The sequence below is a fragment of the Kitasatospora sp. NPDC058492 genome, assembly GCF_042720685.1.
GTDB lineage: Bacteria > Actinomycetota > Actinomycetes > Streptomycetales > Streptomycetaceae > Kitasatospora.
In genome coordinates this window covers 73115-95690 of the sequence record NZ_JBHXMU010000008.1, presented here as the reverse complement: position 1 = coordinate 95690, position 22576 = coordinate 73115, and the positions used below count along the sequence as shown (strand labels likewise).

22 protein-coding genes are annotated in these 22576 nt (G+C 69.5%); 5 read left to right on the top strand and 17 right to left on the bottom strand.

The window, feature by feature from the left end:
- Window positions 1–234: 234 nt before the first annotated feature.
- Entirely contained in the window at window positions 235–585 is a 351-nt protein-coding gene (locus ACFWPI_RS08060; RefSeq protein WP_380370992.1) for a VOC family protein, read from the top strand.
- A 106-nt stretch (window positions 586–691) separates the two neighbouring features.
- Here the strand turns inward: ACFWPI_RS08060 and tgmC are convergent, their stop codons facing one another.
- The 11 genes from tgmC to ACFWPI_RS08005 all read right to left on the bottom strand — a co-directional run bounded on the left by tgmC (window position 692) and on the right by ACFWPI_RS08005 (window position 10799).
- Window positions 692–1780, bottom strand: a complete 1089-nt coding sequence (tgmC, locus tag ACFWPI_RS08055; protein WP_380370989.1) for an ATP-grasp peptide maturase system methyltransferase — start codon at window positions 1778–1780, stop codon at window positions 692–694.
- A 23-nt stretch (window positions 1781–1803) separates the two neighbouring features.
- The gene (gene tgmB, locus ACFWPI_RS08050) at window positions 1804–2757 is read right to left on the bottom strand and encodes an ATP-grasp ribosomal peptide maturase (RefSeq protein WP_380370986.1); all 954 of its coding nucleotides are present in this window, start codon (window positions 2755–2757) and stop codon (window positions 1804–1806) included.
- An 11-nt stretch (window positions 2758–2768) separates the two neighbouring features.
- Complete coding sequence (gene tgmA, locus ACFWPI_RS08045) at window positions 2769–3032, bottom strand: putative ATP-grasp-modified RiPP (protein WP_380370984.1); 264 nt, start codon at window positions 3030–3032, stop codon at window positions 2769–2771.
- 870 nt (window positions 3033–3902) lie between these two features.
- Window positions 3903–4178, bottom strand: a complete 276-nt coding sequence (locus ACFWPI_RS08040; protein WP_380370981.1) for a hypothetical protein — start codon at window positions 4176–4178, stop codon at window positions 3903–3905.
- Window positions 4175–4351 carry a hypothetical protein gene (locus ACFWPI_RS08035; protein ID WP_380370979.1) on the bottom strand — a complete coding sequence of 59 codons (177 nt, stop codon included), beginning with the start codon at window positions 4349–4351 and terminating at the stop codon, window positions 4175–4177. The genes ACFWPI_RS08040 and ACFWPI_RS08035 overlap by 4 nt, the downstream gene beginning before the upstream one ends.
- Window positions 4352–4594: 243 nt before the next feature.
- Window positions 4595–5821, bottom strand: a complete 1227-nt coding sequence (locus ACFWPI_RS08030; RefSeq protein ID WP_380370977.1) for a helix-turn-helix domain-containing protein — start codon at window positions 5819–5821, stop codon at window positions 4595–4597.
- Between the two features lie 286 nt (window positions 5822–6107).
- A complete protein-coding gene (locus ACFWPI_RS08025) occupies window positions 6108–6602 on the bottom strand; it encodes a phage terminase small subunit P27 family (protein ID WP_380370975.1) in 495 nt (164 codons plus the stop codon).
- Window positions 6603–6722: 120 nt separating this feature from the next.
- Window positions 6723–7223: a hypothetical protein gene (locus ACFWPI_RS08020; RefSeq protein WP_380370972.1), complete on the bottom strand. Its 501-nt coding sequence runs from the start codon at window positions 7221–7223 to the stop codon at window positions 6723–6725.
- A 1-nt stretch (window position 7224) separates the two neighbouring features.
- A complete protein-coding gene (locus ACFWPI_RS08015; RefSeq protein ID WP_380370969.1) occupies window positions 7225–7461 on the bottom strand; it encodes a hypothetical protein in 237 nt (78 codons plus the stop codon).
- Between the two features lie 394 nt (window positions 7462–7855).
- Window positions 7856–9535, bottom strand: a complete 1680-nt coding sequence (locus ACFWPI_RS08010) for a recombinase family protein (protein ID WP_380371009.1) — start codon at window positions 9533–9535, stop codon at window positions 7856–7858.
- Between the two features lie 343 nt (window positions 9536–9878).
- Window positions 9879–10799, bottom strand: coding sequence for a LysR family transcriptional regulator (locus tag ACFWPI_RS08005; RefSeq protein WP_380370966.1), 921 nt, complete (start codon window positions 10797–10799; stop codon window positions 9879–9881).
- Between the two features lie 130 nt (window positions 10800–10929).
- Here ACFWPI_RS08005 and ACFWPI_RS08000 point away from each other — a divergent pair, with 130 nt between their 5' ends.
- Window positions 10930–12531 (top strand): bifunctional 3-(3-hydroxy-phenyl)propionate/3-hydroxycinnamic acid hydroxylase, encoded by a 1602-nt coding sequence (locus tag ACFWPI_RS08000; RefSeq protein ID WP_380370963.1) that lies wholly within the window; start codon window positions 10930–10932, stop codon window positions 12529–12531.
- 12 nt (window positions 12532–12543) lie between these two features.
- Here the strand turns inward: ACFWPI_RS08000 and ACFWPI_RS07995 are convergent, their stop codons facing one another.
- The 4 genes from ACFWPI_RS07995 to ACFWPI_RS07980 all read right to left on the bottom strand — a co-directional run bounded on the left by ACFWPI_RS07995 (window position 12544) and on the right by ACFWPI_RS07980 (window position 14417).
- Window positions 12544–13098, bottom strand: coding sequence for a hypothetical protein (locus ACFWPI_RS07995; protein WP_380371006.1), 555 nt, complete (start codon window positions 13096–13098; stop codon window positions 12544–12546).
- Window positions 13099–13271: 173 nt separating this feature from the next.
- Window positions 13272–13541: a hypothetical protein gene (locus ACFWPI_RS07990; RefSeq protein WP_380370960.1), complete on the bottom strand. Its 270-nt coding sequence runs from the start codon at window positions 13539–13541 to the stop codon at window positions 13272–13274.
- 265 nt (window positions 13542–13806) lie between these two features.
- Window positions 13807–14178, bottom strand: a complete 372-nt coding sequence (locus tag ACFWPI_RS07985; RefSeq protein WP_380370958.1) for a fic family toxin-antitoxin system, toxin component — start codon at window positions 14176–14178, stop codon at window positions 13807–13809.
- Window positions 14175–14417 (bottom strand): plasmid mobilization protein, encoded by a 243-nt coding sequence (locus ACFWPI_RS07980; RefSeq protein ID WP_063352545.1) that lies wholly within the window; start codon window positions 14415–14417, stop codon window positions 14175–14177. The genes ACFWPI_RS07985 and ACFWPI_RS07980 overlap by 4 nt, the downstream gene beginning before the upstream one ends.
- A 995-nt stretch (window positions 14418–15412) precedes the next feature.
- Here ACFWPI_RS07980 and ACFWPI_RS07975 point away from each other — a divergent pair.
- From ACFWPI_RS07975 to ACFWPI_RS07965, 3 genes are read left to right on the top strand one after another with little or no spacing between them, the layout of a single operon-like run.
- Window positions 15413–16498: a bifunctional DNA primase/polymerase gene (locus ACFWPI_RS07975; protein ID WP_380424665.1), complete on the top strand. Its 1086-nt coding sequence runs from the start codon at window positions 15413–15415 to the stop codon at window positions 16496–16498.
- Window positions 16495–18099 (top strand): phage/plasmid primase, P4 family, encoded by a 1605-nt coding sequence (locus tag ACFWPI_RS07970; RefSeq protein WP_363373991.1) that lies wholly within the window; start codon window positions 16495–16497, stop codon window positions 18097–18099. Before ACFWPI_RS07975 ends, ACFWPI_RS07970 begins: the two co-directional genes overlap by 4 nt.
- The gene (locus tag ACFWPI_RS07965; RefSeq protein ID WP_063352543.1) at window positions 18096–18500 is read left to right on the top strand and encodes a DUF6009 family protein; all 405 of its coding nucleotides are present in this window, start codon (window positions 18096–18098) and stop codon (window positions 18498–18500) included. Before ACFWPI_RS07970 ends, ACFWPI_RS07965 begins: the two co-directional genes overlap by 4 nt.
- 78 nt (window positions 18501–18578) lie before the next feature.
- Here the strand turns inward: ACFWPI_RS07965 and ACFWPI_RS07960 are convergent, their stop codons facing one another.
- On the bottom strand, window positions 18579–19127 hold the full coding sequence (locus tag ACFWPI_RS07960) for a hypothetical protein (protein ID WP_380370953.1): 549 nt from the start codon (window positions 19125–19127) through the stop codon (window positions 18579–18581).
- A 240-nt stretch (window positions 19128–19367) separates the two neighbouring features.
- Window positions 19368–20873, bottom strand: coding sequence for a hypothetical protein (locus ACFWPI_RS07955; protein WP_380370951.1), 1506 nt, complete (start codon window positions 20871–20873; stop codon window positions 19368–19370).
- Between the last annotated feature and the right edge of the window lie 1703 nt (window positions 20874–22576).

The following is a 22576-nucleotide window of genomic DNA, read 5'->3' as shown; positions in this document are numbered from 1 at the left end:
TCCCGCGGCCTCGGCCGCCCAGGCGAGCCGCAGCGCTTCGGCGGATACGGCAGCGCGCAGAGGAGGTACGAACAGTTCCACGGTCTCGGCGAAACTCTCCGCGCGCAGTAGCGCGGCGAAGTCCCGGGTGAGCCGAGCCGGGGCTCGTGGCGAAAGCGCCGGTGCTGCCCAGTCGGTACTGTCCGGCCGCAATTCGGTAGCGGACCGAGCGGCGCTTCGGGCAGGCTCGCGTGCATGGTCTCGGTGTTGCAGAACGTGGCGATCGACTGTGCGGATGCCTACGGGCTGGCTCGGTTCTGGAGTGAGGTGCTCGGTCATCCGCTGCACCCGGAGGACGGCCCGGGTGATCCGGAGACCGCGGTGATGCTGCCGGAGGGCCAACTGTTGTACTTCCACCAGGTGCCGGAACCGAAGACGATCAAGAACAGGGTCCACCTGTGCCTGCGTCCGGAGACCACGCGCGAGGAGGAGGTCGAGCGGCTGCTGAACCTCGGGGCCACTCTCGTCGACGATCGCCGGGAACCCGATGGTGCCGGCTGGGCCGTCCTCGCGGACCCCAACACACGCGACTACCAGTTCTGCTGAGCATACCGTCACGTCAGAGCACGCAAGAGGCCCCGCACGGTCAGCGAGACCGCACGGGGCATCGTCGTACATGGGGCCTACCGGACAGGGCCCGTAGCTTCCGGGATCAGTCCCACTCGATCCGCTGGCCCTCGGCGCTGACGACCATCCGCAGCCGCTCGCCCGTGGGCTCACCCGCGACGCGCCACCGGGTGATCAGCTCGGCAACGGAGTCCCAGAGCCGGACCGGGCCGCCCTGCCGGACCAGCCACCGGCCCCCGTCCTCGAACACCACGGCCCAAGACCCGCCGTCCACGTCTACCAACACGTGCTCGGTGCGTCCGTTCCGAGGCATGGCGAAGTACTGCGCCGTGGACGCCGCGAACTGCGCCACGAACCGCGCTGCCCACTGGTCGAGCACGTCAGCGCCGATGCCCGCCGGACGGGCCTCGCCCCGGTCGAGCGCGGGCAGCATGCCGAGCGGCGGGGGCATGTGGGGGCGGGCGAGCATGAACGACACACCGCCGCCGAGCACCGGACCGGCTGCCGTACCGTCCTCGGCCACTGTGAGCCGCACCAGCTCGGAAGCATTCATCCAGCCGCCCACGGTCACCAGGATTTCGCCACCCGGCCGGGTCTGCGCGACCCACTCGGCTGGAACCGTCCGGACCCCGCACGTGGCGATGATCCGGTCATACGGCGCCGCCTTGGCGTGACCGGCGAGCCCGTCACCGGTCACCAGCTCGGGCCAGTAGCCGAGTCCGCCCAACGCCACGGACGCCCGCGCCGACACGTCCGCGTCCACCTCGATCGACGTCACCTGGTCGTCGCCAAGGACGTGCGTCAGCAGAGCAGTTGAGTAGCCGGTGCCGGTGCCCACCTCCAGCACGGACATGCCGGACTGCACTCGCAGGTCTTCGAGCATCCGGACCACCAGGCCGGGCAGCGTCGAAGACGACGTGGGCACCTGCGCCAACCGGCCCTCAACCTGTCGGGGCACCACGCAGCCGGCGAGTTGCGTCACCAGCGTGTCGTCCTCGTACACGCGGCCGATCAGCTCGGGCGACTTCTCCAGCGACGCGGGCCGATACCACCCGTCGCCGTCGTACTCGAACCAGCCGTCCCGCAGGAACGCCTCACGCGGGACAGCCAGCACGGCAGCTTCCCACTCGGCAGTCAGGATCACCCCCGCTTCCTTGAGCTGTGCGGCCAGCACCGCCCGCAGCCCTTCAGACTCGTTCACTCGGTTACTCCGTTCTCCAGAAGATCGGCGATGGCGGACGTGATCGGCAGGCCCGCCGCGTGCTCCAGCCACGCCCATTGACCGTTCGGGTTGCACTCCAGGAACCACCATTCACCCTCGGGGGTCACGGCGAAGTCGAACGCCCCGAAGCGCAGGCCGAACTCACCGAGGAACCGCAGCAGGACGACCCGGACCGGCCCGGGGCAGTCCACGGGTTCGTAACTCAGATTCCGGTACTCGCTGCGCCAGTCGAGCACCCCGGGAGGGGCAGTGATCAGCGCACAGAACACCTGCTCCCCGACCACCACGGCGCGCACGTCGCCGGACTTCGGCACCTGCGCCTGAAAGAGATGGGCGCAGGTGCTCACGGCGTCGGTGATCTCCCCCGGCTCGACCGATGCCGCCCAGATACCTGCCGGCTCGCCGTCCACGTGGTACGCCCCGGCATGCAGGGGCTTGTAGATCGTGGGTTGCGCGGCGGCGAACAGCTTCGCTTCGGCCGGATGGTTGGTGATCAGCGTCGCCGGGACCAGCAGCCCGAGCCGGGAGGCGAGGGAGAGTTGCGCGGGCTTGTACTCGGCGCGGGCGATGGCCTGCGGGTGGCTCAGGTAGAGGCAGCCCGGAAGTGCGCCGAGTACCCCGTTGAGCCCCCGGCGGTTCTCCTGCGCCGCGAACCGTTCGGCCTGGTGGTCGCTCTGCGGCGCGTACGGGTTCGGCCGCCGATGGTAGAGCGCGCGGACGCGGGAGAGATCGGCAGTGCGCTTGCCCACCGTGAGACTTCCCGACCAGCCGTCAGCCGTGATCGAAGCGACCAGCGCCGCGCGGGCCGGGAAGTCTCGTCCGGGGTCGAACCGGAGGACGGGCACCCGGCGCCGGTTCAACTCCGCTATGACCAGATCGGCGGTCGGGTCCTCGGCTTCGGTGGAGACCAGCACCGGGCGTCCGTCCATGGTGTTACCTCCTAGTCCTGCGTCGCGTCGTGGCCGGAGTCGCCGTCAACCTTGCCGTCCTTGCCGACCTGGGTGGGCGGGTAGGTGCCCACCGACGTACCGTGCTTGCCCAGCTCGGCGGGGCTCATGGTCCCGTCCTCGCCGAACCACAGGCCGGTCTGCGTCGCGGGGTCCAGCCCCGCGTACTGCCACTGCGACGGCTCGCCGTTGCGCAGCGGCGCCATACGCCCCATGCCCCACGGGGCAACGGGAGCGAGTTCGGTAGCGGTGCTCAACTTTCCTCCTACGTCTCGGTGTTGCTCGGAGGTGCGAAAGACCCACCTTGCCCGCTCCGGCCTGGTGCCGGGTGCGAACAGGCAATGTGGGGTTGGGCCCCGTCCCGGCGGGGGTGTTGGCCCTTCCCCACCCGCCGGAACGGGAGTTACTGGGGCGCCTAGGTACGCCCGAGGCGGGACGTCCTGCGGAGCGGGGCTGGCTCGCCGGGGCGCGTCCACCCGAGGGGGAACAACTGCGGCTCACCCGGGAACAGCGCGGCCCACTCGGCGGTCATGACACCGCCCCACCGGCCGCACGTCAGGCACCGCCAGACCGGCCCGCCCGGACCGCTCTGTAAGGCGCCGGGTTCCGTGGTCGTCTCGACCTTGTGTCCGGGGCCCTCGGGGCACTCGTGCATCTCCGCTCCATACCGTGATCCGTTTGTGCCCCGCCCCGGTCGTCCGCGTCCGTCCAAGTCGCGTCACCGGGGTGGGGGTTGTACTTCCTCCGGCGGCAAGCAGGCACCCGCCGGGGGGTCTAAGGGGTGGCCCTGGTTCGCGCCGGGGAGCTGAACCAGGACCACCGACGCGCGCTGTCCTGCGCATCCTTCCGCCGGGTGGGACCGGCGGGCGTCCCGAAGTGCCGGGGGAACACTCCGGGAGACTGCGGCGCCGGACGGACACGCGGGCGGGAGCGCGCGCCGTACCAGGCCCGGAACCGGACCGTACGTCGGAACCGCTCCGAGTACCGGTCGTAGTGCTTCGGGCAAACGGTCAGGATCGACCGGAGCCCTACCGCCGGTACCGGTGCAACGTCCTGCGTTGCTCCGCAGGGGTAGCACCAGCCCGAGGCCCAGCGTGGGCCATCGGGCGGTATGTGGGCTTCCCCGCTCACCTTCCGACCCACCCTTGCCGCGCCGATCGACACAGCGCCGTACCGTGGCGCCGAGCGGTCCGCACGCGGGCTCGGGCCCGTCTTCGGCGCCACCAGGTTTCCCAGTCTCCGCTGTACACGACGCCGAGCATGGCGACCGCCAGGGCGAAGAACCACCACACCCAACGACGCGCGGTGTCCGGGTCGAGTTTGGCGAGGGCGAGCACCAGAGCGGCAGGTGCGAGAGCGATCGCCACGCCCAAGGCACAGGCAACAAGAGTCTTGCGGCTCATGCCGGTTCCTCCTCGGGCACCAGCACCATCGGGACCGAGGCCGCGTCCAGGCTGTACGACCGGTGGTCCTGGTTGAGCCACGTGTGCGTGCGCGCCCACTCCGCCACGGCCCCCACGTCCGCACTCGGCCGGGACGTCTCGCCGCACATGGTGCCGTCTTCGTCCTCGGACACGCAGGACAGGACGTAGCGCGCCGGAACGATCCGAGGGTCATCCGGGCGCAACTTCCAGTCCCCGAACCGAGTAACGATCCGGTTCGTCTCCTGGCAGTCCGTGTGCGTCAGTACCGCTGGGAGTTCCCTGGTCGGCATGCTGCTCATTCGGCCTCCAAAATGCTGAATGCCCGTCACGTCCAATGGACGGTACGGGCATTCGAGTGTTGCAAGGGGGACAAACTGTCCCCCTAACCGATTGAGCTAGGCCGCGACGCCGATTGACTCGGCCAACGCCACGGCGGAGCGACGGAGCGGCCCAACTGCCTGCCGCTCTAGTGATGCTGCGAGGGTGCGGGCTCCGGGGACGTATCGAACGCCCTCGGGCGTCACGCCGATCGCTTCCCCGAGGTAGTGCACGGCTGCCGTGATGTCGCGCTTCTGGTGGTAGCCAAAGGCGATGTCGAGCAGCAGCCGCGAACGACGTTCCAGGGAAGGGATGGTGCCCGGATCGATGCTCTCCGACCGCAACAGCGCTTCGCCGGGCCGCCGGAGCCCCACCCCGATGGAAACCCCGTACACATCCACGTTCGAGGTGCCAAACGCACTTTGAGGATGCCAGTAACCCCCCGGAAGCAAGCGGGCGATGCGGGCCGCTTCGTCCAGGTGCCGTTCGGCAGGACCAGACACCCCGTCAAGTCCGTGCGTGCACGCCGCCTGCAAGTGCAACTGCCCATAGGCTGCCAGGACTTCGGGGCTTCCCGACTCAAGCATCGGCCGAACAAGGGCCATGCCCAACTCGGCGGTATGCACCGCCTCGTCAACGAACCCCACGGCGCGCTGACCAATGCTGACGGTCCATGCCCCGAGAGCCAGCGATACCGGATCGTCGGCGTTCTCCGAGGCGTCCCGGGCCCTGTCGAGTGCGAGCCAGTACAGCTCGGGCTCACTGATGTGAGCCAGCAGCCGTTGCACCAGGCGGTACAGGTCAGCTAGCGCACCGTACGCCGCTCGCCGCTCCCGCCCGTCGTAGGCGCGAACCGCACCGTGGGTCTCGCGCAAGAGGTCCGGCAGCAGAACGCCAACCTCGGTCCGCTGGTGCGCCGAGGTGTGCCACAAGCGCCAAGCCTGTTCAACCCTGCCGCGAAGCACTGCTGCTGGCAGCACCTCGGCCGGGGCCGGCTGGAACGCAACGCTGTGCATGGCCTTCCGGATCTCGGCCACCGAGGGGTGCGAGATCTTGCCAGGCTGGTCAGCGGGGATGCTCACCGTGTCCCCGGTCAGGATCGACACGTCCGTGACGTGGAGAACCTGCGCCAGCTTGACCAGCAAGCCAACGCCCCGAATCTCCCGCTCGCCGTTTTCGATCTTCTTCAGCCAGTCGGCCGAACGACCCACCAGACCCGCCGTGGCTGCGCGGCTCATTCCCCGCCGCTCACGCAAGGCTCGGATTCGTTCGCCTGTGGTCAACTCTGCTGGCAGGTCTGTCATGTGGCCACTCTCCCGCGACACGCGCTGATGTGGTATCAGCGTACGCGGGAATCCGCGCGGGCCAAGGGGTTCCGATGGACTCGCCTGGTCGGCGCCTCGGGCCGTGGAGCGGCGGGCGCGAGCAGCGGGGCCGCGCCGAGAGCGTCTGGCCGGACCACTCGCCAGGGTTGGGGCACGTCGGGCCCGGAACGCAGAAAGGCCCCGCCCTGACTCCGCTGAGGGAGAATCAGGACGGGGCCTCTGCAATTTCTGCCAACGGACTCGCCGTCATCACTTGGCGGGATGATCAATCCCAGATATCGGAATCGTCGTCAGGCTCCGGCGAGGCAATGGCTACTCGCGCACTCGGCGAGAGACCAAATTCCCTGATATACCGGGCAAGTTGGGAGCGATACTGTGCCGCGATGGTGGCGGCACCGTTCTTCACCGTGCCGCGCTCAGCGGTGACCATGAGTCCGCGTTCGGACAGGTCCCGCTCGGCCTGGTCGATCCGTGCCACGCAGACGCAAAGATCCTTGACGGTCGAGTGGTCCACCTCACCGAGCCCGGCAGCCACTTCGAGAATCGGCACAACGCGCTGCCATTCGGCCGAGGCCATTTCTCGACAGCGGATATTGGCTGCTTGGGTCTCAGCGGCCGGCGAGTCCTTGAATACCTCCCGCCAATCGGGCTCGGCGAGCACGGCGCGCGGAACAATCACCCCCTCTCTAATTTCGGACTTGGACGGGTTCCCTTCGCGGGCCCGTATTGCCGCTGGCTTGGGTCGGTACCGGTCGGCCATGGTCTCCTCTCTCGCTCGCCCGGGTCTCCAAAAGTGGCTACAGCTCCGGCGAGGGTTCTTTCTCTCCCTGCCGATCACCCTTGGGTATAGAGGGGAGTACCCCCCTGGGGCGCAGGCCGCTCAGTCGCCCTGTGCGCCCACGTATTCTTCACGCAGACCCACGAGACCCTGATTGAATTCCTCGGCAAGCTGCGCCGATTCCTTTTCAAGGCGGTCAACGATTTCTTCAAGGATCTGCGCCGCGTAATACCGCTGCTCGGGCACGGTCACGACTTCACCGATAGTCCGCTGTGCTCGCTGTGCCTCGGTCAACACATATTCACGCTTGTGCCGGGCGGCCCGGTACTCAACATATGCCGCGAACCACGGCTCCGCTGACAGGGCATCGTAGAATCGCTGTCGAGCATCGTCACCGGAATTTGCTGCTTCGCTGGCTCGCTCTGGCCAATTGCCGGCGAACTCGCGGCTGTACTCGATTTCTCGTTCCGCGCGTCGGGCCTTCTCGGCGTCCTCGGCGGCACGCAACTGTGCCTCGGCATCAGCCAGCGGGCCGGAAACCTTGTCGATCTGTGCGCGCAGCTTGGCGACGCGCTCGGTGGCCTTCTCGATTTCGGCGCTCATATCAGTTGCCGCCCTTCGTAGTGTCGCGCCCGAACTGGGCTGCAATCTTCTTCGCGTTCTCGTAGTAGCCGAGCATGATGTGGGCGGTGGCGCCCATGCGGTCGTACACCTCGGGGTTCAAGTCCCGCAGCGCGGTCAGCTGCTCCATGCGCTCGTCTCGCTGCCACTCGGCAGCGCGGGCCGCATCCTTGTCCCGGAAGCCGTCCAGATAGCCAACCCGGTTCAGGGTGTCGCTCACGATGTTGTCCGTCCTTCACGGGCCGCAGGTTGTTGCGGCCCTCTACTGGTTATGGGGAGCAGACCTTGCCGGGCTCCTCACTGGGCGTGCGGTCGTGGCCTTTCCCGGTTTGTATGGGGAGCGGACCTTGCCCGCTCTGCCCTCGCTCATGTGAAGGGCGGCGGGTTCCGGATCTCGGTGGCGAGGTGGCGAGAGTGGTCCTGTTTCTTGTTTTTCTTAGTTTTTTCTATGCAATCAAAAAAATAGGTAAGAACCACCACCCATCACCCCTCTTGCGCTGTCGGCCGGTCCGGGGCCGGCGGGAGCCGAGGCCACAGGTGCCCGTCTGCGGGCACGAGAGAGCCCCGGCCGACCACGGGGGCCGACCAGGGCTATTCGGGGCTCTATGGGGCCGTTACGCGGCTGCGGGCAGTACCTCGGGAACCGTGCTGGTATCCCATGCGGAAAGCTCCTCGGCGGCGGGGTCGAGTTCGCCGTTCATGGTGAAGTCCACCCGCCGTGTGTCGAGCTTGCGCCATCCGCCACGGGTGCCCCGGCGGACATTCAGCCGGACTCCGGCGTCAACGAGCATGCCGCGCCGCTCGGCCGTGTCGGCAGCCTGCCAGTCGTCGGCGAAGGTGCGTCCGGTGCCCGTGGTGATGCGCTGCGGCTCGGTCTTCTCGCGGGACTCCAAGTCGGCTATGCGGTTGTCCAGCGCATCGTGTCGCCGCTGCCACTCCTGCGCGGCATGCCTGGACTTCTGCTGTCCCTGGATTTCCAGGTGCGCGGTGAACTCGGCCACGGTGGCGTTCAACTCCGGCTCGGGGTCGTACCCGGGGACGACCATGGTCGTTCGGGTCTGAATGTCGCCGACCAGACGCAGGAACTCGGCTGTCACGTACTCGTCCACCCAGTCTCCCCGGATGTTCGCGGGTGCTTCGCACTTGTCGCCCCGGGCGTGGTAGTTGCACTTGTAGACAGGCGCCTGATTCTTCTTGCTCTCCTGCCTGTTGAGGTACATGCGCCCGCCGCACGAATCGCAGTGGATGACGCGCAGCAACAGCGCTTCCGTGTCGGACCGCTCGCCGTTGTTGATGCTGCGTTCGTCCAACACGGCGCCGATCTGGTCGAACTCCTCGCGAGTGAGAATCGGCGTCTCGCTGCACATGACCGGGTTGCCCTGGTCATCGCGCACGGGCACGCCGTTGTGCATCTTCCAGCCCAACAGGACCTCATTGCGGAGCATCCGGGTAATGACCGCCGGAGTCCACTGGAACGACTCCCGCACGACGTGCGAGCCCTTCGTCCCACCGGTCTTGCCGCCCCGCTCGCGGCCCATCTTGTCGGCCCAGTAGTCACGCGGGCTCAGCACACCATCGGCGTTCAGCCCCGCAGCGATGGCGGACACCGTGGCACCCTCCAGCAGCTCACGGACGATGCGCTCAATGACCGCCACGGCGTCCGGATCGGGCACCAGCGTCCAGCCCTTGCCGCCGAACTCCTCGGGCATCGGGGCGGGCATGTAGCCGTACGGCGGACGACCCCCGCCGCGCCAGCGAAGCGGCATCTTGCGCATGGCGGCCTGCGCACCGCTCACGCGGTCGCTGATGGACTGCGACTCGAACTGTGCGGCGAAAGCCAGCATGAACAGTTGGAGTTCCGCCATGGGGTCCATGGGGTTGCGGAAGTCGAACACCTGCCGACCCCCGCCCAGACCCTCGGCGAAGATGAGCACCTTCCGGTGCTCGCGCGCCCAGTTGGCGAGGGCGTACATGTGCCCCATGGACCGGATGGCACGGTCGAACCGCCAGAACACCAGCGCGTCGTACGCGCTCGGGTTGCTGAGCCAGCGCAGAAGCTGCGGGCGCTCCCACGGGGACGTCTTGGACGCGCTGACGTCAAGGTCCACCGCCTCGCGCAGCGCGTCACCCTCGCCGAAGGTGACCCGCAGCTCTGCGCCTACGTGGTCGCACGCTTCCCGCTGCCGCTCGGGGCTGGTGGTCTCGTCCGTCAGGACGGACAGTCGGATGCACCGGACGCCCCGAAGGGTCTCGGTGAACACGGTGCCGGACAGTGGGTTTCGAGCATCTTCCATGCTCTGCGTGGGGAGCGAGGGTTGCCCGCCGGAGAGCGTGCGCGGTGTGCCTTTCACGCTCTCTGTGAAGGGCGAAGGTTGCCCGCTATCCGCTTCCGATCCCCTGACCAGCACAGATGCCGCTGCCATCTCTCACACTCCAGAACATCCAGTTCTGTGTGTTGGGAGACCCTGAGGGCAATGAATTCTGTGTTCTCCGCAGCGCGTCCGACCGCGCGGCGATGTCTTCCTGCGACTCCCCCGCGCAACGGCCGGCTGCCCCGCAGTAGCTGGTCACAGCCGTTCGTTGACGGCCGGGACGACGTGGTGGTCTCCGAGCAGTGACGCGGTTCTCACGTCCGGTTCAGTGCAGCGTGGCGGCGAGCGGTCGGACGGCTTCCAGCACGTGGCGGCGGAGCCACCGGGACGCGGGATCGTCGTCGAGTCGGCGGTGCCAGCGCAGTTCGATGTCGGCCGCAGGCATCTCCAGCGGCACCTTGTACCACCGGAGGGGCACCTGTCGTTCGACGAGGTGCTCCGCCACCACCCGGGGGCCGAGGCAGATGACGTCCCCCTCCAGCGCCATCAGGGCCGCCACGGCGAAGGAGGGAACCACGGCGACGACGCGGCGGGAGCGGCCCAGGCGGTGAAGTGCCTCGTCCAGCGGCCCGTGCGCGAGGCCTCGGCGGGAGGCGGAGATGTGCGGGTGGGCGCACAGGTCGTCCACCGTCAGCCGTGCTGCCTGGCCCAGGGCGGAGTTCGCCGCCACCACGGCGACGAAGTGGTCGGAGAACAGCGTTCGCGCGCGCACGTCCGGAGGGGGCGGGTCGGCGACGCCGATGTCGAGGTCGAGCGAGCCGTCGCGTAGCCGGTCGGGTTCCTTGGAGTCCTGGGCGACGAACCGCAGGCGGACCTCGGGTGCCTCGGCGGCGATCCGGTGCGTGAGGCGGGGTGCGAGGACGGGGCTGAGTCCGTCGTTGACCCGGATGGCGAAGGTCCGCCGCCACGATCGCGGGTCGCTTCCCGCAGCATCCACCCGGAGTTCGGCCGCGGCCTCCAGCAGCGCCTTGACCCTGGCGGCCGACCGCTGGGCGAACGGGGTGGGTACGAGGCCCCGGCCGGCGCGCACCAGGATCTGGTCGTTCATCGCCCGTCGCAGCCGGCCCAGGGCCCTGCTGGTGGCCGGAATGGACAGGTGAAGGCGCGTCGCGGCCGCGGACACGCTGCCGGTGTCCATCAACGCGTCGAACACGCGTAAGAGGTTGAGGTCCAACTGGTCGGCCACGGACGCCCCCTTCGTTTGCGTCTGACGCAAACTCCCTGTGCAAAGCATGCATTAGACATCGTGTCAGGGGCGTTCGAAACTGACGTCGTGGCCACCACACCCTCCGTCCCGTCCACGAGGAGCTGCGGACATGCCGAACACCAGGCACCCTGAGAACCGGACGCCGTCCCCTAGTGAAGCCACCGAATCCGCCGAAATCGCCGTAGTCGGCTGCGGGCCGGTCGGCATGACGCTCGCGGCCCTGCTGGGCAAGGCCGGGCACTCGGTCGTGGTGCTCGAACGCTACCCCGGCCTGTACGGCCTCCCCCGGGCCGCCAGCTTCGACGGTGAGATCATGCGCGCGCTGCAAGGGCTCGGACTCGTCGACGAACTGGCGCCCACCCTGCGGACACAGGACGCGTACGAGTGGCGCAACGGGGCGGGTGACCTCCTCATCCGACAGGTGTTCCGCAACGTCGGCGCCAGCGGTTGGGCCGACCTCTACCAGTTCCACCAGCCCGACCTGGAGACGGCGCTGCACTCGCTGTGCACCTCACTGCCGAGCGTCGACCTCCGTTTCGGCACGACGGTCACCGGCCTGTCCCAAGGCCGTGACCAGGTCACCCTGAACACGTCGAACGGTGCGACCCTCGCGGCGCGCTACGTGATCGGCTGCGACGGCGGGAACAGCTTCGTGCGGAACGACCTCGGCGTCGAGCAGGACGACCTCGGCTTCTCCGAACCCTGGCTGGTCTGCGACTTCGCCCTCCGGCGCCCCGCGGCCGACCTGGGACTGCCGTCGATGCTGCAGATCGGCGATCCCGAGGGGCCGACCACCGTCATCACCACCGGTGCCCAACGCCAGCGGTTCTGCTTCCTGCTCGACGATGACGACGACCTCGGGCGGGAACGTGCGGCGGACGGCGTGTGGTCCCGCGTAGGCCGCTACCTGTCCCGCGACGACGCCGACATCGCCCGTACCGCCACCTACACCTTCCAGTCGCTGGTCGCGAGGCGCTGGCGGGAGGGGCGGGTCCTGCTCGCGGGCGACGCCGCACACCAGATGCCGCCCTTCCTGGGGCAAGGACTCTGCTCCGGGATACGGGACGCACTCAACATCGCCTTCAAGCTGGATCTCGTGCTGCGCGGAGTCCGGGGCGCCGAGGTGCTCGACACCTACCAGAGCGAGCGGGAGCCGCACGTGCGCGGTGTGACGGCCACGAGCATGGAACTCGGCCGCCAGCACACCCTGCGGGACCCGGTGCTCGCCCGCGAACGCGACCGCACGCTGATGGCCCACCGACGCGCGCTCCGGGAGCCGGACCGGATCCGGCTGCCCGACCTCGGTCCCGGCCTGTTCGCCTCCGGCGGAGGCCGACTGTCGGTCCAGGGCCGGGTGAGCGACGGCCGGCGGACGGGCCTGCTCGACGACATCGTCGGCGGAGGTGGCTTCCGGCTGCTGGTCGCCGAGCAGGCCCTTCCCCTGCTGAACCGGGCCCCGCTGAGCGACCTGGGCGTCACGGTCGTCGGCTTCGGCCCCACCGCCACAGGCACCGCCGCCGGAGCCGTTCACACCGGAGCCGCTACCCCCGGAACCGTCGTCGCCGACCCGGACGGCACCCACCGTCGCTGGCTGTCCGACCTCGGCGCCACCGCTGCCGCCGTGCGCCCCGACAACTACGTCTACGCGGCCGGGCCGGACGCGGTCACGGTGGCGAACCAGCTACTGGCCCTCCTCACCCCCGGCACCTGAGCGCGAACCGGCTCAGCCAGACCCCACCGCCGTGCTCCGCGCCCGGAACCGCGGCCACGCCCACGAGCCCGCGCCCACCAGCAGGACCGCCCCCAGCGCGTACACCGGCAGCCAACGCGTCGTCGTCGCCGCCAGGCAGACGTCGACGGCCTGGCGGCTCTGCTCCCGCTGCACGTACCCCAACGCGTCACCGGCACGCCCGGCCAGGTCCCCCAGCGCGGCCTGCGTCCGCAGGACCTCGTAGCGGCCGGCCTCGACGCACCCGCTGCGCGTCCCCGGCATGGGGAACAGCCAGTCCCAGCGCTGAAGTGCCGGAGCCAGCGCCAGCGCCACGCACAGCCCCACGACCAGCGAGTACGCCGCCAGGCTCCGCCCGTAGGCCGCCCGTCGACCCGGCGCCGGCAGCGGCGCACGGCCGAACGACAGGACCACCGCCAGCAGCGTCACCCCGAGATAGGTGGAGAACCACTGCCATGACCCCTGCGCGAGCGAGAACGCCAGCACCACGCCGAGCGCCGTCCCCAGCACACCGGCATCACCGGCCGTCCGTCCCCCGCCCGCGCCCATGGACACGGGGCCGCGGTCACCTCCAGGGCTGTGCCCACTCACAGGCTCTCCTCGTCCGCCAACGGGGCACCAGCCTCCCGCCACCGCCTACCGCCACGGCTTGTCACCACACCGGTGAGCCCTCGGACGCCACCCGCCCAGCCCAGCCCGGGCCTACGGACGGGTCAGTGCCCTCACCGCTCCCAGTAGTCGACGTCGGGCAGCCGTATCCAGCTGTCGGCGGGGCCCGTGACGGCGCGGGCGTCGGTGGGGCGCAGGCCCGCGAAGGCACAGGCCTGGGCGACGGCGTGGTGGTGGTAGAGGTAGCCGGTCAGGACCTCGTCAGGGCTGTGGTTCGGGAGGGGGGCGCCACCGGGGTGGAGGTCCCAGGCTTCGACGGTGCCGTCGCGGACGATGCTGCCCTGATTGCCGCTGTTCCAGGTCACACCGTCCCAGCCCGTCATCGCGGCCCCCGTTCGTTCGTCGTCAGCGCGGCTCTCCGCGAGCGCCACCCGTCCACACACGATGGCATACCGGTCTGACAGTCGCTGTCCGGTGCCTTCGGTAGCTGCTGGCGCCGTGCCCTCGGTGACCGCCACTCGTCACCGGACAGCGCCGCAGGGCTCTCCCCCGGCTGCCCGACCGTCGTGCTCCGGAACCGCAGGACCGCAGGACTGTGCCGGGAGCCCGACGCCTTCCAGATGCCGGCTGACCGGTCGTCGCCCGAGGTCAGCGGTACCAGGTGCGGACGGCGGCCGCCGTCTCACGGACGTCCGCGTCACCGGCGCGGATGCGGGCGGCCAGGTCGGCGGCCTGCTTGGGCTCCGCGGTGACGATGACCCCGGAGGCGCTGAGGTAGGAGGCGGCCACGACGGCGGCGAAGTGCTCGTTGGCGAACTCCAGGGCCGGGACGCGGATCAGCTGGTGCATGAGAGCGGCGGCCCGCTGGTGCACCTCGCCGTACACCGGCACGTCCATGACCTCGTCGAGGTGACGGGCGACCGCGGCGGCGAGGGTGCCGTAGTCGGTGATGTCCGGATCGGCGGGCAGGAACTGGTGGGCGATGTCAAGCAGCCACGCCCGGTCTATCCGGAGGATCACGCGGCATCCGCTGCGGCGCCGCGAGTGCTCTGCGGGTAGGGCCCGAACTCGGCCTCGAAGGCCGGCGCCCACGTCGGCGCGAAGTGCGCCGCGGCTGTCAGGAACCGTTCGCGCCGCTCGTCCGCCTCCTCGGCCAACACCTTGCGCGCATAGTCCGTCAGGCTCAGCCCGGCTGCCTCCGCCCGCTGCTCCAGCGCCTCGTGCACGGCGTCGTCCAGTCGCACGTTCAGCTGCTTCATAACGGCGAATCGTAGTTCGGGGTACACCCCGCTACAAGCTTGAGAACGGCGTGTCGGGCAACGCGGACCACCCCGGCGGGCTCCGGCACGTCCTGAGCGACCAACTCGGCCGATGGCCGACGGAGCCTCGGCCCGTTGCTTTCTCGACCAAGTCGGAGTCTCGGTCGCTTGGGTCGCTTCAGTAGCTGCCCTGCCGAGCCGCGTCCTGGCGCTACGGACCCTCCGCCGGCTCAGGCTTCCAGCGACTGACCCGGATCCGGTGCCACAAAAAGGCCGTACGTACCGGGACAGCAGGGCAACGACACTGTCCTCGGAGGGCAGCGGCGACCGAAGCGACTCAGCGACTCAGTGCTGGAAGTGTTCAGGCACTGATCGCTCCTGCGGACATAGTCCCAGGTCACAGCAGCGAAGCGACTCTCCAGGCCCTGCGGCGGAGCTACTGAAGCGACCCAAGCGACCCAAGTCGGGGACTTGCACGAGAACCTGGTCCGGCGACACGCCGGGGGACAGTGCCCGAGAGACTCAGTCGCTTTCAGTCGCTGAGGTTCAGTCGCTGGGAAAAACCCCAGGTCAGGGCAGGTTCACCCACCCCGTCAGCGACCGAAGCGACTCAAGGTCAGGTATATGAAGACATTCCCCTGTGCGTGTGCGCGTTATAGACCCGGGCTACAGTCGCTTCAGTCGCTGTTTGCTGTTAAAACCGGCTTTGACCTGCGAAAATGCCGGAAGACCGAAACCAGCGACTGAACGGGGTCAGTCGCTGGCCCGGGTTTCGGTAGCTGAGTTTCGCCGCCGACTCCGGCAGTTCGCGTTCCCACGTCCTCGCTCGGATAGTCTGTGTGAGCTATCTTCTGGACTTCGGTCGCTTCAGTCGCTGATCCGGCGCCCACCAGTGCCCTGACCTGGCTATTTGCCCTCAGCGACTGAACGAGCGACTCAAGTCCGAGCAGCTACCAACCATGGGGAGAGGGACCAGCGTGACGGCGCCTAAGGCCGTGGGGAGCGACCGAGCGTTTCGCCAGCCGGATGCGCTGGCCGTCGCGCGCTGGTGTGCCGTCCAGGGTTGGCCCGTCCACCCGCTCGCACCAGGCCGCAAGACCCCGCCCGCCAACTGCCAGCCCTGCCAGGAGCCGGCTCACAGTCCCGCCGACTGCCCGTGCCCTGCGGCCGGTCGCTGGTGTCACGGCTTCCACGCGGCCACTCTCGACCAGGACATCCTCACCGCCTGGTGGCGCGTCAACCCGGACTTCGGTACCGGGGTCGCCTGTGGCCCGGCGGGTCTCGTCGTCATCGACGTCGACAGCCACCCCAGCACCGTCCCCGCCCGGGACCGGATCCTGCCCGGAATCCCGATCCACGAGAACGTCAACCTCGACGGCCTTGAGAACGGCTACCACACCCTTGCTCTGCTCGCGGCCCTGCGCCAGGCTCCTGACCCGGCGACCGACGCGGAAACCCTGCGCGTGCGCACCCCCTCCGGTGGCCTGCACATCTGGTACCAGGAGGACGCCCCCCGCCGGTTCGCCTGCTCCACCGGCTCCTCCAACGGCCGGGCCCTGGCCTGGCAGGTCGACGTGCGCGCCCACGGCGGCTACATCGTCGCCCCCGGCACCGTGACCACCGCCGGTACCTACACCGCGCTCCCCGGGGCAAGGACCCCCGCGCCCCTGCCCCAGTGGCTCAGCGACGAACTCGTCCGCACCGGCCACCTCAAGGACCAGCCCAGCACCCAGCGCCCCGCCCAGCCGTCCGTCCCCGACCGTGGCCGCGCGGCCGTCGTCGCGGCAGGCGGCGGCAAGCGCGGGGCCGAGCGAGTCCTCGACACCGTCCTCCAGGACGTCACCGACTGTGCCACCACCCCCGAGGGGGCCGGTTTCACCGGCAAACTCAACCGCGCCGCCTACACGATGGGAGGCCTGGTCTCCGCCGGTCACCTGACCCACACCGCCGCCGAGCGGCTCCTGCTGGACGCGGCCCGCACGGCCCGCCCCAGCCAGGACAGGCAAAGCTCCGCCGTCATCCGCTCCGGCCTCGCCGCCGGCGCCCGACAGCCCCTGCACGTCGGGAAGGCACGCGGATGAACGACAGCACCCGCAAGAGGACGGTCTTCGATCCCGTGGCCACGGCCCAGCAGATCCTGGAGTACCCGCCGGTCCCCGGCCCAGCCTCCCCGCCCCCCTGGCACGGCACCCCCGTCCAGGAGAGCCTTCTCGACACCCCGTCCGCCGAACCCGCGCCGGCCCCCGAGCCTGTTCAGGAGACCAAGCAGGCCCCGGCCGGGCCGGAGGCGAGCGCGCACGGTCTCCTGCCCGACTCGCTGTCCGACCGGGGCAACGCCAAGCTCTTCGTCCACCTCTACGGAGGCGACTACCGCCACGTCCCCGGCCTCGGCTGGTACCGCTGGGCGGCGCACCGCTGGCAGCTCGACGAGGACGACACCGTCCTGTGGGCAGCCGGCGAGATGGCCGAGAGCATCGCCACCCACGACCCCCGCGGCGTCTACACCAACACCGATCTGCGTCGGCACCGCCGCCGGGCCCTCTCCACCTCGGGCATGAACGCCATGCTCGCCCAGGCCAAGTCCGCCCCGGGCATGGTCCTCAACGCCGCCCTGCTGGACGCCGACGCCTACGCCCTGTGCACCCCCGGCGGCGTGGTCGACCTGCGCACCGGCGCCATCGTCCCGCCCGACCCGAAGGTCCACCACCACTCCCGCTCCACCACCCTGGCCCCCGCCCGGATGAGGACCCCGCGCTGGGACCGCTTCCTCACCGACACCTTCGGCGACGACAAGGAAGGCCGGCAGACCCGGGACTTCCTCCACCTGCTGCTCGGCTACTCGATCAGCGGCGACGTCGGCGCCCAGGTCATGCCGTTCCTCTACGGCCAGGGCAAGAACGGCAAGAGCGTCCTGCTGGACGTCATGATCCAGCTCCTCGGCGACTACGCGGACGCCGCCCCGCCCGGCTTCCTGATGGCCAAGACCTTCGACGGGCACCCCACCGACCTCGCCGAACTCCATGGCCGGCGCATCATCGTCTGCTCCGAGCTCAAGCCCGGCGACCGCTTCGACGAGGCCCGGGTCAAGCTCCTCACCGGCGGCGACAAGATCAAGGCCCGCCGGATGCGCCAGGACTTCTTCTCCTTCGAACCGACCCACAAGCTCTGGCTGCTCGGCAACCACCGCCCCGAGGTCGGCACCGGCGGCTTCGCCTTCTGGCGCCGCATGCGTCTGATCCCGTTCGAACGGGTCGTCCCCGAGGAACGTAAGATCGACAACCTGGCCCACGTCCTCGTTGCCGAGGAGGGCCCCGGCATCCTCGCCTGGCTCATCGACGGCGCCCGCCGCTACTTCGCCGGCGAGAAGGACCTCGCCGGCCCCCAGCGCGTCCAGGTCGCCACCACCGCCTACGCCGAGACCGAGGACCACGTCGGCCGCTTCCTCAAGGAGGCCTGCATCACAGGCGAGGGCATGCGCGCCGAACAGTCCCAGCTCTTCGGCGCGTACACCCGCTGGTGCGGATTCGAAGGCGCCAATCCCGTATCCGGTCGTGCGTTCGCTGCACGAGTTCGCGAGACACTGGGTATGACCTCCCCCAAGGAGATGGTCCTGTCCAACAGTCGCAAGTACTACCCGGGCATCGGCCTGATCACCGACGACACAGAGGAGCAGAACGCGTGAGCGCGCTGATCGACCCGGCCGAGCTCGCCCACGAAACCGATCTCGTCTGGCTTGAGGACACCACCGACCTCGACTACGTGCGCCAGTCCCTGGACCGCCTCACCACCCGCCGCGGCCGCCCCGCCTACCACCGCGACGGCCGCATGGTCGGCTACGCCATCCTCGGCCCCGACGCCAGATCCTCCCGGGCCTCCGGCACCTTCCGCCGCCGCGTCTTCTGGCTCCTGCCGCACGACCGCGACCAGGACCCCGAGGGCCTCTACTCCACCGGCGCCCCCTCCGAGGCCGTCGACCCGCGCACCGTCGCCCCCGGCGTCAAGGGGTACAAAACCGAGCGCTCCGAGGGCGGCCCGGCCTCGCCGGCGATGCTCGAACTGGGGATAACGCTTCCGAAGGCGTGACCGTATCGGCGTGGGTGCACTCGCACCCACGCCGTTTTGATCAGACGGCAGCTGCTGTTGCTCGTCCGGCTCCGGCGGTTACGGCTCGGTGTCCGGGCGGTGCTGCTCCTCGAAGAGGGCCGACTGCCCCGCCAGGAGGCTGTCCAGGAACCGGCCGTGCTGCGGGGGCGTGCGGTCCTGGGGCTCCAGGGCCGGGGTGAGGGCCTGAGGAACCTCGGTCTGCCGGCCTTCGGCCCGCGGCTTTTCGGCTCGCAGCGTTTCAGCCTGCGGCGTTTGGATCCGTAGGGTTTCGCTCTGAAGGACTCGGGCCCGGAGGACTTGGGTCTGCGGGACCTCGACCTGGCGGACCCGGCCGGCACCCAGGACACCGAGCGCCTCGGCGAGACAGGTCATCGCCTGACCAGTCTCGGCCTCCCTCTCCCCCGGCCTCTCTCCCGTGCTGGTCTCGTCCTCCACCTGGGCGCGGCCGCGCGGCGACGTATGTGCCTTCGCGGCTCTCGCTGCCTTCGCACCGCCCCGGCCGGCCATCGCCGCCCCCGTGCGCGACGCGGCGGACTCCTTCCGAAGCCGGTCGACCTCCGTCTCCAGTGCCGCCAGGCGCATCCGCAGGTCGTCGAGCTCGCTCATGCTCCCCCTCGTTCAGGACCGTCCCCGGCCTCCCACGGCCGTTGACGTGCCGCTTCAGCCTAGCCGGGCGCCCCCGGGCCGCCGCCCCCGGCTACGGACCTGGCCACGGGCACGCCAGTTCGCTCGCCACTCATGCATTCGCATAAGGCCACGGCACGTAGTTCGGACGCTGCCGCAATGCTGTTACTCCGCCTCATGAGCATCGGGAGCGGCCACTGAAACCTCGCGGCCGTCGGCGCCTCACCGGGTTGCGGCTCCGGGCAGTTCGCAGAGGTCGAGCAACTCGTGGAGGCGGTCAGCGGCCAGATTCGGGTTGGCTGCGGCTCCTTCCGCGTGCTCCGGGTCGTTCAGCAGGGCCGAGACCAGGTCGAGGGGAAGGCGCGGATTGGCTGCCGCGGCTTGACGGACGCTGGGGTCGGGGTCGGCGAGCAGGTGGACGGGCGGCTGGGCCAGGCCGGCGTCGGAGGCGGCCAGAGCGCGGACGTCCGGGTCGTCGTGGTCGAGCAGGTGGTCCAGGCCGGTGCGGGGTAGGCGGGGCAGCGTGAGCAGGTAGGGCCGCTGGCGCGGTGCGGCGATGAAGGCGTCGAGAACGAGTGCAGGCGGTGCCAGCGGGTGGTTGAAGGCCAACAGATGGCGCACGTCCGCGTCGAGGTCCTCGGCCAGACGGCGCACCAGCTCCGCCGACAGCAGGGGGCAGGTCGCGGCAACTCGGCGCAGCTGAGGATCCGCGGACGCGGCGCACGCCTCGTACCAGCTCGTCCCCGGCTCGACGAACATCTCGCCGACAGCACCGACGTTCTCGACGGCGTGGCCGAAGACCCGGTCGATGGCGGCGCGCTGCGGCCAGGTCCGCGGCAGCGGGTGCAGCTGGGCCCGGGCCCGCACGGCGCTGTCCGGGTCCTGGGCCAGTTCCGCCAGGAGTGGCGGGTCCAGGTCGGCTCTGGCGGCCACCTGCTTGCGCACGTCCGGATCGGGGTCGTGGGCGAGGCGGGCGACGATGTCGCCGGGCGTGTGGGGGTTGCGGGCAAGCGACCACAAGTCGCGCCGTTCAGCGAGGCACTGCTCGGCCACGGCGGGGGAGACGGCGTAGCTGATGAGCAGAAGATTCCGGGCGTGGCAGTCGCGTTCCGGCAGCTCCGCTTCCATCGCCGCCGGGTCCAGGATCCGGCGGCGGTCACGGGCGGCCTCTGCGACGGTGGGATCCGGGTCGGCCAGGAGCGCGTCGCGTTGGCCAGGAGTCAGCCATAGCCACAGGCCGGCGGCCTGGGCCCGAAGTACGGGGTTCGGGTGGTCGAGCATCCTGCGGTGGAACGATGCACGGATCTGCCCGGAGAACGCCAGCTCCTGCCGGATCTCGTCTGCGCTGAGCATCTGGTCCCGGTGGTGTTCGTCGCGGGTGGTCAGCAGGATTTCCAGGACGTCGTCGGGCAACGGCTCGGCCCTGCTCAGGCGCGGGCGCGGACCTGCGGCAAGGCTCGCGCGGACGAGGGCATTGGGGTCGTCGACCAGCCGGCCGCGCTGTTCGGGAGCGGCGTGCCGGTTGCGGGCGAAGGCGCGGCGGACCGTCTGCTCGGGGTGTGCGAGCACCGCCTCGACGACCTCTGGGGGAAGGGCACGTTCCTGGCAGAGGGCCATCCAGGCCGCCCGCCCCTGCGGGGCCAGTAGACGCAGCAGAACCCCGGACGGCGCAGCCCGGTTGGCCGCGACGCCTCGCAGCCACGGTTCCGCGAGAAGAGAGGAGGACATCGGGACATCGTGGCAGCGAGTACGGCACCGCGTCGACGGGTTCGCTGAACCTGACGGCCCACCGAACCGCAGCTGCCGACTTTGATCGACCATTGCTGCCTCCTGAATTTTCCGCGGAAAATTCAGGAGGCAGTGAGAGAGCGGAGCCGACGTGTCATCTGGATCGGGCTGCCGCTCCCCCGCTGGCTCAGCTCTCCACCGCTGAATTTTCCGCGGAAAATTCTGCGCCTTCGGACTGGGCGCTGCGGAATCGGCGGCCCGCTGGCGGACCTTCGGTCGTGCTGCGGCCGCAGTGGATCAGGTCGACTGACACGGCCTGGGACAGTCGTTCTCGACGGCGCGGGCGTGGCGGGGGCTCGTGGTGATGAGCATCCGGCGGGCCGTCCAGAGTGAGTCACGGGAAGCCGATCAATCCCCCGGGCCGTCCCGGTGTCCTCTCTGAGGCTCCGAATTTTCTGCGGAAAATTCCGAGATGCGGTTCAGCAGTCCGGGCTGTCGAAGCGGCCGGTTTGGCGGAGGAAGAAACGGGATGTGTGTTCCGACCTGGACGGGCGCGGTTCAGGACGGATGGTCGTCATCCCGGCAACGCCCGCCGTCGTCGCCTACCAGAACCAGTGCGGTGGGCGCTCCTGCCCTCGGCGCGGGCCTGCGGGCAATCGCCATGCAGTGAGCTCGGAGCAGGCGATTTTCCGCAGAAAATTCTCCACGCTCAGGACAGTCGTGGGGCAGAAGCTTCTGCCGCTCCTTGTCCCGCCGGCGGATGATGGGCAGAGCAGCTGTGCGTCCTGGCGGCCATCGGTCTCATGGATTCGCACGTTTTCTGCCGTTGGCACAGCATGGCGGACACGCGCCGTTGGAGTGGGGTCCGGACGGGGTTTGACGTCATCACGGGGAGTCGATCAATCTCCCAGGCCGTCCCAGTGTCCTTTCTGAGGTCCCGAATTTTCTGCGGAAAATTTCGGGACGCGGTTCTGTAATCCGGCTTCCTGGTCCACCGCGATCCGAAGAGAGCGGCACTCGGCCGGCTGGCGAACGACCTTGCGGGCGATCCCGGGCAGACCTGTCGGTTCTTTCTGGTGGAGCCGTACCATCGGCCCGCGGTCGTGATGGGCACTCAGCCACGTGTGGGGAAGTCGTTGAGGCGACTGATCCAGCCTGAAGTAGATGGCGCGTCTGTCTCGACCTGGACGGGTTTGGCTCGGGATGGACGGTCGTCATTCTGCAGCGCCCGTCGGCGCCGTCTACCAGATGGCGCTTCTTCGCTTGGCGCAGGCAGGCAATCGTCGCGCAGCGAGCCTCGGAGGGCGCGTCGCGTCATCAGGGAGAACCCAGCAATTCCCCGGGCCACCCCAGCGCCCTACCTGAGGTCCGCCGAATTTTCTGCGGAAAATTTCGCAGCGCGGTCCACCGCAGTCCGAAGGGACTGGCACCCGGCCGGCTGGCGAACGACCCTGCGGGCTTGCTCGGCCGGACCGTGTGGGGCGGGCCAGCGGAGCCGCATCATTGGCTGCGGTTGTGACGGAAGCTCAGTCGTGTGTGGGGGAGCTGTTGAGGTGACTGATTCAGCATGGAGGAACGGAGCGTCTACCTCGGACTGGATGGGTGTGGCCCACGATGAATGTTCGTCACCGTGGCAGTGTCCATCGGCGTCGCCTACCAGGACCAGTGCGGTGGGTGCTCCTGCGCCCGGCGTGGGCAGCTGG